The organism is Streptomyces murinus, assembly GCF_002154555.1.
Lineage (GTDB): Bacteria > Actinomycetota > Actinomycetes > Streptomycetales > Streptomycetaceae > Streptomyces > Streptomyces murinus.
The window spans coordinates 1-10,963 of sequence record NZ_MUNF01000053.1 but is presented as its reverse complement, the minus strand read 5'-3'; the positions used below and the strand labels follow the sequence as shown (position 1 = coordinate 10,963).

The following is a 10,963-nucleotide window of genomic DNA, read 5'->3' as shown; positions in this document are numbered from 1 at the left end:
AGGCTGCCCCCGGCCGCCGTCCCCGCCTCCCTGTCCAGCGGCGGCCGGGGGCAGCCTGCGCTCGTAGCACCACAGCCCGAAGCGCACCGCGGCCGCGCTGAGCACGGAAAGGAGTACGGCGGCGGACAGCTCGGGCAGCCGGTCGGGGGTGGCGTGCAGGAACTGGGCGGTGAAGAACATCATGAAGGCGAACACGCCGAGGCTGTGCCCGCGCGGCCCCCAGCGCCGGGCGTACACCCCGGCGCCGACGACGGCGAGGAAGGCGAGGTCCCGCGCCACCGGGTACGGGTGCAGCGCGGCCGCGGCGCCGAGCACCGGCAGGCCCACGACCGGAAGCAGCGCGGTGGTGACCGCCTGCCCGCGCACGGTGGCGTCGGCGACCGTGAACAGCGCGAGCAGCGCCGCGAGCCCGCCGGTGACCGCGCCGACGACAGAGTGCCCGACGAGCAGACAGACCACCACGGCGAGCCCGATGCCGAGGACGGCCCGGGACGCCCAGCGCAATCGCGCCCGACCCGGGTCCGGAGCCACGAACACCTTCTTCAGCACTGCTGCCCTCCCCATGGACACCTTGGAAGACCAAGGAAGACCGGAAAACAAAAGGCGCCGCGGGGATCCGCAGCGCCATCGACATGTCCATAAGAGCATCCCCTACCGCAGTGGCTCAAGTGATGCCCGATTCAATGGGCCAATGGCCCAGCACAAGGCCCTGTCGCGGACCCTGCGCGACGCCAACGGCGCAGGTCGAGCGGCACAGCGGTTCGAACGGGTATTGGGCCATTGGTACAGTCGTCCATCATGGCCGTGGACGAGCTCGACACCCGCATCCTGCGACTGCTTCTGGAGCAGCCGCGCACCAGCGTGCGCGAGTACGCCCGGATTCTCGGCATAGCCCGCGGCACGCTCCAGGCCCGGCTCGACCGCATGGAGCGCGACGGGGTGATCACCGGTACGGGGCCCTCCCTGTCCCCCGCCGCCCTGGACCACCCGGTGCTGGCGTTCGTGCACATCGAGGTCACCCAGGGCCACCTGGACGACGTCGGGGACGCGCTGGCGGCGGTGCCGGAGATCGTGGAGGCGTTCTCGATCACGGGCGGCGGTGATCTGCTCGCCCGGGTGGTGGGCCGGGACAACGCCCATCTGGAGGACGTCATCCAGAAACTGATCAGTCTGCCGGGCGTGGTCCGCACCCGTACCGAGGTGGCGCTGCGCGAGCGCGTCCCCTACCGGCTGGGCCCCCTGGTGGCGGCGGTGGGCCGCGCCGCCCGCGCCTGATCCCGGCATGCTGGAGCGCATGAGCGATCTCGGCGCCCTCGCGGTCATCTTCGATCTCGACGGAACGCTGGTGGACAGCGAGCCGAACTACTACGAGGCGAGCCGTCTGGCCCTGGCCGAGTACGGCGTGCCGGACTACACCTGGGCCGACCACGAGAGCTACGTCGGTGTCAGCACCCGGGACACGGTTCTGCTCTGGCGGGAGCGCTACGGGATGCGCGTCCCGGCCGAGGAACTGCTGGCCGCGACGGACCGGCGCTATCTGGAGCTGGCCCGCGCCCACACGCGCGTGTATCCCGAGATGCGGGCGCTGCTGGAGCTGCTGGCCGCCGACGGCGTGCCGACCGCGGTGGCCTCGGGTTCCTCCCCCGAGGCCATGGCCGCGGTCCTGGCCGGCACCGGCCTCGACGCCCTCGTCTCCGTGGTGGTCTCGGCGGCCGACGTCCTCCGCGGCAAGCCGGCGCCGGACACCTTCCTGGAGGCCGCCCGGCGGCTCGGCGCGGATCCGTACGACTGCGTGGTCCTGGAGGACGCGGCTCCGGGCGCCGCCGCCGCGCACGCCGCCGGGATGCGCTGCATCGCCGTCCCCTATGTCGCCGAGCAGGCCGACGATCCCGGGTTCACCACGGCGGACCTGCTGCTGCGCGACGGGCAGAAGGAGTTCACGGCCCGCTCGGCGTACGCGTGGCTCCGGGGGACGGCCACCATGAACTCCGCCTGATGCCTGAGACACCGAATACGACGCGAAACTTGGCGCTCTATAGCAGGACAAACACCGACGCGCCGGATTTTCCTCGCTTACCCGCTCAAGGCCCGGCCGCTGCTTAGCGTGGCCCCCATGACCATGGACACGGCCCGGCCGGCCGACGACCGGCGCCGCTGGCAGGCGCTCTGGGTCTGTCTTACGGCGGGCTTCATGACGCTGCTGGACAGTTCGATCGTGAATGTCGCCCTCCCCTCGATGGAACGCGGCCTCGGCGCCGACACGGCCGCCCTGTCCTGGGTCGTCTCGGGTTACGCGCTCACCTTCGGACTCGCCCTCGTGCCCGCCGGGCGGCTCGGGGACCTGCGCGGACGGCGCACGGTCTTCCTGTACGGGCTCGCCCTGTTCACGCTGGCCTCGGCGGCGTGCGGACTGGCCACCGACGCCGGCTGGCTGGTGTTCTTCCGGCTGTCGCAGGGCGTGGCCGCGGGCATCCTGGCGCCGCAGACCACCGGGCTGATCCAGCAGATGTTCCGGGGCACCGAGCGGGCGCGGGCGTTCGGCATGCTGGGCAGCGTCGTCGGGCTGTCCACGGCGATCGGGCCGCCCGCGGGCGGACTGCTGATCCATCTGTTCGGCACGGACGACGGCTGGCGCTGGGTGTTCTACGTCAACCTGCCGATCGGTGTCGCCGCCTTCTGCGCGGCGCTGCGGCTGCTGCCGCGCACCCCGCCCGCCACCGGCAGGCGCGAGGGCATCGACCTGACCGGGGTGCTGCTCCTCGGCACCGGCGTGCTGGCGCTGATGCTGCCCCTGGTGCAGGAGCAGCAGTGGACGGGCCGGCTGAAGTGGGCGCTGCTCCCGGTGGCCGCGCTGCTGCTGGCGGGGTTCTGGGCGTGGGAGCGCTGGCAGGGCTGGTGGGGGCAGGCGCCGCTGCTGGACCTGCGGCTGTTCGCCCAGCGGTCCTTCTCACTCGGGGTACTGCTGAATCTGGTCTACTTCGCGGGTTTCACCACGCTCTTCTTCGTCTACACGCTGTTCCTCCAGAACGGCGTGGGCTATACGGCGCTCGCGGCCGGGTTCTCCTCGCTGCCGTTCGCGTGCGGTTCGGCGATCGGCGCGGGGGTGAGCGGCCGGCTCGTCGTACGGCACGGGCGCAAGCTGGTGGTCGCCGGTCTCGCGGTGGTGGCGCTGGGCCTGCTCGCGGTGGTCGCGACGGTGCAGCTGGTGCCGGGACAGGGCGTGGCCTGGGCGGCGGCGCTGCCCCTGCTGATCGCGGGCCTCGGCTCGGGCGTCACCATCTCCCCCAACACCACGCTCACCCTGGCGACCGTTCCCGTGCAGCGGGCGGGCGCGGCGGGCGGGGTGCTGGTGACCGCCCAGCGCATCGGCTCGGCCGCCGGGATCGCCGCCGTGGGCGCGGTGTACTTCGCCCACCTGGCCAACCACGGCAGCCCGGCGCGGGCGCTCCAGCTGGGTCTGCTGACGGCCGTGGGCATCATCGTCCTCGCCCTGATCCTCGCGGTGGCCGACCTGCGGGAACGGCAGACGGAACCACTGGGCGCGGTACGCGGCGCGGCACGGCCGGAGGAACACGATCAGGCGGTTTGAGGAACGTTCGGCCTGAGAGCGCCTCGGCGCCCGCCGTCTACGAGCGCTTCTTCGGCTTCCCGCGCTTCGCCGCCGGCTTGGCCCCGCCCGTGCGGGCCCGCTGCCCCCGGCCGCCCGAGGACTTGGCGGCCCCGGGCTTCTGCCGGGCGCCGGACTGACCGGCGCCCCGGGACTTCTTGTCGCCCTGGGGCTTGCCCGCCGATTTGGCTCCCGGCTTGGCCGTACGGCCCTCCGCCGTACCGCCGTCCGCGGGGCGGCCCGCCGCCCCGCGCCCCCGGGTGCTGTTGACCGTGCGGCCCCGGACGATGCCGATGAACTCCTCGACCAGGTCGGTGGTGGCCGCCTCCGGCCAGGACAGGGCGACGCCGGACCGGGGCGCGTCGGTGACCGGGCGGTAGGTGAGGTCGCGGCGGTGGTAGAGGCGGGCGAGCGACTGCGGGACGACGAGGAGGCCGACGTTCGCCGCGACCAGCTCGATCGCGTCCTGGGTCGTCGCGGGCCGCTCGAACGCGGCCTCGCCGGGTGGCCGGTCCCAGTCGAAGACGTCGTCCAGGGGATGGAAGAGCACCTCGTCGGCGAGGTCCTCCAGGGTGACCTCGCCGGCGGCCGTGATCACATGGTCCTTGGGGACGACGACCACGCTGGTCTCGGTGTAGAGCGGGATCGCGCTGAAGAAGTCGCGGTCCACGGGCAGCCGTACAAGACCCGCGTCGGCCTCGCCCGCGCGCATCAGCTCCGGCGCCTCGGCGGCCGGGACCTGCGTGAGGGTGAGCGGGATGTCGGGCAGGCGTTCGTGCCAGACCTTCACCCATTTGGCGGGTGTCACTCCGGGGACGTACGCGAGCCGGAACGACGGTGATTCCTCCGAGCCTGTCACCAGGCCAGGTTACCGGCCGCGGCGCCGCCCATGGTCACCGGCCGTGATCCCCGCCGTCTGCCGCCCGGCTCGTGGTCGGCTCCCGCACGCACGGCCGATACCCTTGTCCTCATGAAGTCGCAGCAGAGCACCCAGACGATGAAGCCCGCGACCGCGGCGAAGAAGCTGGGTGTGTACCTCCCCGCCACCCCCGCCTCCTTCCAGGAGGGTGCGGTCTCGCGTGCCGAGCTCAACGAGCTCCAGGCCGACCCGCCCCAGTGGCTGCGCGAGCTGCGTCTCAACGGTCCGCACCCGCGTCCGGTGGTCGCCTCGAAGCTCGGCGTCTCCATCGCCGGTCTGGCGCGCGGCGGCGTCACCGAGGCGCTGACCACGGAGCAGATCGAGGCGCTCAAGCAGGAGCGGCCCGAGTGGCTCCTCAAGGAGCAGGCCACCCAGGTCGAGGTCCGCAAGGAAGCGGCGCGGATCAAGAACCTGAAGCAGCAGAAGGACGCGGCGAAGGACTCGTCGCAGAGCTGATCGCCCGCTTCTCCACAGGCTTGTCCCCAGCGCCCTCCGTTCGTCGGAGGGCGTTGTCAGTGGTCGCCTCTAGAGTTCCCGTCACTTGATCACTGCGGTGCGGGAGGCACGTATGGGGTGGGTGTCGGCCGGTGACTACGAGGTCGCCCTCGACGGCAAGAAGGTGGTGTGCCGCAACGCGTCCGGGCGGTTGTTGAAGTCGGTGCCACCGAAGATCGCGGACGATCCCGCGGTCGTCGGTCTGAAGCAGCTCGTCGAGTGGCTGGAGCGGCACGAGTCGCGGTGCCTGGCCGATGCCGAGCGGTGGATGGTCCGCTCGCTGCCGGTGCCGTCGGCCCTCCTCACCGGCGTATGGCCGGATCCCGCCTGGCAGTCGGCGCTGCGCGACCTCGTGGTCACCGGCGCGGACGGACAGGTCGCCGGATTCCTGCGCGACGCCGACCCCGAGCGCGGTCTCGGCCTGGTGGATCTCGACGGCGACACCGTCCGCATCGCCCCCGAGCTGGTGCGCATCCCGCACCCCGTGCTCCTCGAAGACCTGGAGGAGCTGCGGGAGTTCGCGGTGGAGCTGGGTGTCGAGCAGCGCGCCCAGCAGTTGTTCCGCGAGGTCTGGCACCGCCCGGCCGTCCTGGACGCCAAGGCGACGCAGATCGAGGAGTACGCGGGCGGCGTCTTCAAGGAGCTGCGCTTCCTGCACGGCCGCACCGCCCAGCTCGGCTACCGCGCGCGTGGTGGTTACGCGGTGTGCTCCGTGGTGGAGGACGGCCGCGCCGTCGAGGCCCGCGTCTGGATCGGTGACTACGACGGTTACGCGCAGACCGAGACCGGCCCGCTGGCCTGGTCCGAGCCGGGCGGCCGGGTGCTGAGGCTCGATCAGGTCGGGCCGGTGGCCTGGTCGGAGGGCATGCGCATGGCGGCGGCGCTGTACGCGGGGCGGGACATCGAGGACGAGGAGCGGGCGGCATGACGTACGACGAGAACACGGTCACCGCGCTGCTGGACGCCGGCGCCGTGCTGCCGCCCGGGAGCACCGCCCGCGAGGACGCCGACAGCCTGACGGTGCGCACGTACACGCACCCCGCGCTGGAGGGGCGCCGGGTGGTCCGGCTGGTGCCGGCCACGCTGGGCGAGGCCGAGGACCTGGCGCTGGAGTTCCTGGGCCTGGCCCGGGAGCCCGAGTCGCCCGTGGTCGGGCAGGTGCGCCGGGAGACGCTGGGCTTCCCGGCCTGGGCGCTGGTCCACGACCCGGCGAACGGCCATCACGCGCTCGCCCTGGTGAAGGACGTCGAACGGCTCGCCCGGCAGGCCAAGTCCCGTCCGGGCACCGCCAAGGAGGGCTTCGAGGCGCTCGGCGAGCGGCTGGGGCGTGCGGTGCCGCACTTCCTGCCGACGTTCTACGAGCAGGCCGCGCGGGTCTTCCTGGGACACGAGAACACCACGTACGCGGCGGCGTTCTTCGGCAAGGCCCGCGAGGCCGAGCGGGTGCACGCGCTGGCGGTGGACGAGGAGCGGCGGCGCGCGGTGTTCCTGGAGTTCGCCTTCGCCGGGGCGCTGACCGTCAAGGCCCTCAAGGAGTATGTGAAGGATCTCTCCGCGCGGCTCGAACCCGCGGCGGCCTGGGCGCAGTTCCGGCAGCTGACGGTGGAGCGCTGCGCGGCCGGTATGCCGCCGTACGCCTCGCTGCCGCAGGACGCGCGCGGGCTGATCAAGGCGGCGGGCCTGGACCGGGTGACGGAGGAGTGCGCTCTGGTCGCCGACCTGATCGCCTCCCCGGCGGCGGTGCGCGCGCCCCGGTCCTTCTGGACCGCCTACCGCGCGGTGCTGCCGGTCCTCGCCGAGCGCCGGCCCGAGACCCGGATCCGACTGCTGGAGATCATGCCGGCCGGGCTCGGCCGGGAGGTCGAGGACGACGAGTTCTGGCTCGCGCTGCTCGCGGAGACGGGGGCCGAGCATCTGCTGACGGAGCCCGCGCAGGCCGCGGCGCACGGGGTCGATCCGGCGGACTGGCTGAGCCGTTGGGCGTCCTTCCGCAAGCACGGCGGGTCGTTCTCCTTGCGTTCGCCCGGCACGCTGGCGCTGGTCCGGCGGATGACCCCGGGGCTGGTCGCCGCCGGGCGCCCGGTGGCGCTGTTCGCGGGCGGCTGGCACGCGGGCGCGGACCTGGACCTGCTCGATCTGTGTCTGACGGAGGGCATCGCGCTCACGGTGCCGGGCAGCGGCGAGCGGACGTTCCTGCCGCTGCCCAACTGGCTGACGGACACCCGTGAGGGCGCGCGCGACCTGGCGGCGGTGGCGGCCGACCCGCGGCTGCAGCGCCTGCTGCACACCGCCCTGGGCCAGGTCGGCGGCCATGCGCGCGCCACGGAGATGCTGCGGACGCTCGCCGGGCACCCCGTCCTGTCCGAGGTGCTGCGGGAGTGGCTGGACGAAGCCGCCGACGACTTCACGGACGCGGTGGGCCTGCCCGGCGCCGGCCACGCGCTGAACCGGCTGCACGCCTTCCGGACGATCGCCTCCGAGGTCAACCCCGGGGCCGTGGCCCGGATCGCCGCCCACCCGACGGCGCCGCTGCTGACGCGTACGCTGCGCGCCGGCATCCTGGACGAACTGGGCTGGCCCGCCCTGGAGGAGGCGCTGGCCGTGCTGGACGCGCAGACCCGCGTCCAGGGGCCCGGCCATCGGCACACCGACTCGATCGCCGTGCACGAGGCATGGCCGGCGCTGATCGTCGCGCGCGGCCACAAGGCGCTCGTGGTCGGGCCGCAGGGGGTGCTCCTGGACCACGAGCTGCGGCTGCCGCACGACCCGGACCGCTGGCAGCAGCCCCGATTCCGTTATGTGGACGGCGAGTTGCTCGTCATGTGGCGGCAGGGCAGCAAGCAGTACGGTTACTGGTCGTCCCGGCCGGCCGACGTCTTCGAGCTCGGCGGCGAGCAGCTGCCCTCCTGGTGGAACCCGAACGAGACGATCATTCCCTCCGTCCCGCTGCCCGGCGGCGGGCGTGCGAGCGGCGGCAAGGCGCTGCACGCCGGTGACACGGTCCTGCCGCCGACCCGGGGTCTGCTCGGTGACGGCAGCACCCTGTGGCGCCGGGGCAGGGACGGCCGGCGCACGGTGTGGCTGGAGTACGACCCGGCCACCGGGACGCACGGCCGCGCCTCCCTGCCCGCCCTGCTGCGCGCGGGCATCCGCGAGGACGCCGAGCTGCTCACGGAACGCTGCGAGGTGCTGCCGCTGCAACCCGGCCTGGAGGACAGCCCGTTCGGCACCGACGGCACGGTGCTCGGGCACTGGGTGCGCACGGAGGGCGAGGGCGACGCCAAGCTGCGGACGGCGGGCACACCGGACGGGCGGACCGTCTCGATGGCGGCGGCCGCGACCCAGCCGGACGGCATTCCGGTGGGCGCGCTGCGGCTGCCGGGCGGTGCCGAGCCGGTCGTCGTGGAGCGGTACCGCGGCATCGGGCTGCTGACCCCGGGCGGCGCCGGGCACGGTCCCGGTGAGCTGGGGCGCGTATCGCCCCAGGGTCCGGGCGGTGAGTTCGCGGCGGGCACCCGGTTCGTGCCCCCGCTGTCCTTCTGGCACGCGCTGCGCCCGCGCGACGTCCAGGGCTCGGCGGTGCTGCGCGCCCTGAGCGACGAACGGGTCGCCGAGGTGCTGCGCGTGGCCGCCGAGGCGCTGGCGAAGCGGCAGGAGGCGCTGTCCCGCGCCGGGGACGACGAGCAGGCCAGGGCCGCCGTGCCGAGCGCCGACCTGGTCGTCCGGCAGATCGTGGCCGGCGCCCTGCCGGGGCTGACCGACGACCGGCTGCTCATCGGTGTCGCCGCGCTGGTCAGGTCGACACTTCGGCTCGCCGACTCGGCGACCGCGTTCGCCCGTCCCCCGCAGGAGCGGACCCGGCTGCCGCGCCATCGCACCGAGGGCATGTTCGCCGACTACCGCCCTGCGCACGGCGACGACCACAGCGTGTACGCGGCCGTGTCCGGGCTCGGCCCCCTCCAGGGCTGGTGGCGGCAGGAGGTGTGGAACGCGCTGCGCCAGATCCGCGCGGTGAACCATGTGCTGTCCGGCCGCCCCGCCGACGGCGTCCCCCTGCCCGGCCGGGAGCGGCTCGACGCCCTCACGGACGGCTGGAAGAGCGAGGAGTTCACCGTCCCGGGCATCGCCATGGTGTGGCCGCAGGTGCTGGGCCGGCTGCGCGCGCTCGCCTACCGGGCCGCGTCGCCCGCCCTGACCGAGGCCCGGCGGGAACCACTGCTCCTGCTGTTCGAGGCCCTCGCCGAAGGACCGCTCGCCGGGGCCGGCGGCACGCTGCGGCAGATGGTCCTCGGCGAACCGCACGACAAGCAGCAGCGCGCCGGCCAGGTGCTGCGCCGCGCCGGCCGCACCGTGGTGATCCTCGGCTGCGAGAACGTCGACACCCGCCAAGGCCGCGTCAACTGGCTGGCGCTGGACCACGATCCGAGCGGCGCGTTCGGCGCGGTCGCCCACTTCACGCTGGACCAGGAGACGCGGTACGAGACGACGATCACCGGCGAGGACCTGGCCGCGCTGACCCGTCTGGTCCGGGAGAAGGGCGCCGCGCCCTGGGCGGCGGGGGCACCCGAGGCGCTGGTCGCGGCGAGCGGCGGCGGTCTCGGCCCCGCGCAGGCCGCCGTCCTGCTCGCCGGGCAGCCGCAGGACATCGAGGCCGAGGGCCTGGCGGTGATCGGACTCAAGCCCAAGCAGCGGGAGTTCGGCGCCGCCCTGCTGCACGGCCTCGGCTCGGAGGCGCGCACGGCGCTGCTGGGCGCGCTGCTGCCCCGCGACCCGGCCGACCTGTGGACGACCGGTCCGGACACGGAGGCCGCGGGCCGGGTGTGGGCGGAGCGGCTCGGCTCGCTGGTCCGGGTGCCCGAGGACATCAGGACCGAGCTGACCGGGCTCCCCGTCGAATACGCCGAGGAGGTGCTCAACCCGTCCCGTACCCCGTGGCTGAGCCGCACCACGGTGCTGCGGCCGGACAGGGACGGCGACCTCGTCCCCGAGGACCCCTCGGCGATGCCCTCCGGACACGGTCTGGTGAACGCCGTCGACGGGCTCGCCGCCCTCGCCTACGGCCTGCCGCACGGCCACCCGCTGCGCGCCGCGCTCCCGGCCGGGCTCGCCGCCGTACGCCGGCGGCTGGCCGACCCCGAGCTGATACTCGGCCTCGGCGTCGAGCGGACGGAGAAGGGCGCCCCGACCGCGGCCGAACTGCGCAAGGTGTACGGGCTGCCCGCGACCTGCGGCGCGGACTCGCACGGACTGACCCGGGTGGGCGAGGCGATCGTGCTGCGCCCCTGGTACCAGGACGTGGAGACGGTCCTGATCCGGCCGGCCGGGCTCGACGGGCCCGACGACGCCGTGTTCGGGCTGCTGGCGGGGCTGGTCGGACCGCACCAGGGGCGTCCGCTGCACGCCGTACGCACGCTGCTCGGCGAGGAGTTGGGCCGCGCGGTCGGTGTCGAGGGGGCTTCGGGGTACGCGCAGGATCCGACGGTCAGTGTGCCCGCGCTGGTCGCCGAGGTGGCCGGGACGTACGGGCTGGGCGAGGACGCGGCCGCGCTCTACCTCCAGCTGCTCGCCCTGCCCGACCCGACGGACCGCAACTGCGCCCGTTGGACCGGTTGGCGTCCGGCCCGGCTGAAGAAGGCCCGCGCCGAACTGGCCGCGACGGACCTGGTGGTCGAGGCCAGACGCCCGCGCGCCGGGCGGACGTTGTTCCTGCCGTGCGGCTGGCGCGACCTGGGTTCTCCCGCGCTGCCGCTGGAGACCTGGAAGGAGTCCCTGTACCCGGTGCCGCCGCGCCGGCGCGCGGTACCGCTGCTTCCGGTCGCCGAGCTGTTCGCGCAGGCCTGGAACCGCGTCCGGACGGGCGACGCCCCGGCGTACGAAGAGCTCACGACGCGGGCGACACGGAAGGGGCGGCGCCGGTGACGAACGGGGGCGGGGGTGTGGCC

Annotated in this window: 7 protein-coding genes and 1 pseudogene; 6 read left to right on the top strand and 2 right to left on the bottom strand. The window is 74.0% G+C overall.

The features are described 5' to 3' along the window. Positions 1-549: pseudogene (locus CCN72_RS04075) on the bottom strand (FUSC family protein); the annotation flags it as partial. A gap of 249 nt (positions 550-798) precedes the next feature. Here CCN72_RS04075 and CCN72_RS04070 point away from each other — a divergent pair. From CCN72_RS04070 to CCN72_RS04060, 3 genes are all read left to right on the top strand, one after another. Beyond that, complete coding sequence (locus tag CCN72_RS04070; RefSeq protein WP_199573019.1) at positions 799-1,275, top strand: Lrp/AsnC family transcriptional regulator; 477 nt, start codon at positions 799-801, stop codon at positions 1,273-1,275. A gap of 19 nt (positions 1,276-1,294) precedes the next feature. Beyond that, a complete protein-coding gene (locus CCN72_RS04065; RefSeq protein ID WP_086806354.1) occupies positions 1,295-1,996 on the top strand; it encodes an HAD family hydrolase in 702 nt (233 codons plus the stop codon). 117 nt (positions 1,997-2,113) lie between these two features. Then, positions 2,114-3,589, top strand: a complete 1,476-nt coding sequence (locus CCN72_RS04060; protein WP_086806353.1) for an MFS transporter — start codon at positions 2,114-2,116, stop codon at positions 3,587-3,589. Between the two features lie 37 nt (positions 3,590-3,626). Here the strand turns inward: CCN72_RS04060 and CCN72_RS04055 are convergent, their stop codons facing one another. After that, positions 3,627-4,466, bottom strand: a complete 840-nt coding sequence (locus CCN72_RS04055) for a LysR family substrate-binding domain-containing protein (RefSeq protein ID WP_208637911.1) — start codon at positions 4,464-4,466, stop codon at positions 3,627-3,629. A gap of 111 nt (positions 4,467-4,577) precedes the next feature. Between CCN72_RS04055 and CCN72_RS04050 the strand changes: the two genes are divergently transcribed. The 3 genes from CCN72_RS04050 (at position 4,578) to CCN72_RS38855 (ending at position 10,940) form a co-directional block, all read left to right on the top strand. After that, positions 4,578-4,982: a DUF5997 family protein gene (locus CCN72_RS04050; protein ID WP_086806351.1), complete on the top strand. Its 405-nt coding sequence runs from the start codon at positions 4,578-4,580 to the stop codon at positions 4,980-4,982. Positions 4,983-5,094: 112 nt separating this feature from the next. Continuing rightward, entirely contained in the window at positions 5,095-5,949 is an 855-nt protein-coding gene (locus CCN72_RS04045; protein WP_086806350.1) for a DUF4132 domain-containing protein, read from the top strand. Further along, positions 5,946-10,940 carry a hypothetical protein gene (locus tag CCN72_RS38855; protein WP_086806349.1) on the top strand — a complete coding sequence of 1,665 codons (4,995 nt, stop codon included), beginning with the start codon at positions 5,946-5,948 and terminating at the stop codon, positions 10,938-10,940. The genes CCN72_RS04045 and CCN72_RS38855 overlap by 4 nt, the downstream gene beginning before the upstream one ends. Positions 10,941-10,963 lie beyond the last annotated feature (23 nt).

Excerpts from the sequence above, each read along its gene's own strand:
- CCN72_RS04070 (WP_199573019.1), top strand. The coding sequence starts at position 799 with ATGGCCGTGGACGAGCTCGACACCCGCATCCTGCGACTGCTTCTGGAG.
- CCN72_RS04065 (WP_086806354.1), top strand. The coding sequence starts at position 1,295 with ATGAGCGATCTCGGCGCCCTCGCGGTCATCTTCGATCTCGACGGAACG.
- CCN72_RS04060 (WP_086806353.1), top strand. The coding sequence starts at position 2,114 with ATGACCATGGACACGGCCCGGCCGGCCGACGACCGGCGCCGCTGGCAG.
- CCN72_RS04050 (WP_086806351.1), top strand. The coding sequence starts at position 4,578 with ATGAAGTCGCAGCAGAGCACCCAGACGATGAAGCCCGCGACCGCGGCG.
- CCN72_RS04045 (WP_086806350.1), top strand. The coding sequence starts at position 5,095 with ATGGGGTGGGTGTCGGCCGGTGACTACGAGGTCGCCCTCGACGGCAAG.
- CCN72_RS38855 (WP_086806349.1), top strand. The coding sequence starts at position 5,946 with ATGACGTACGACGAGAACACGGTCACCGCGCTGCTGGACGCCGGCGCC.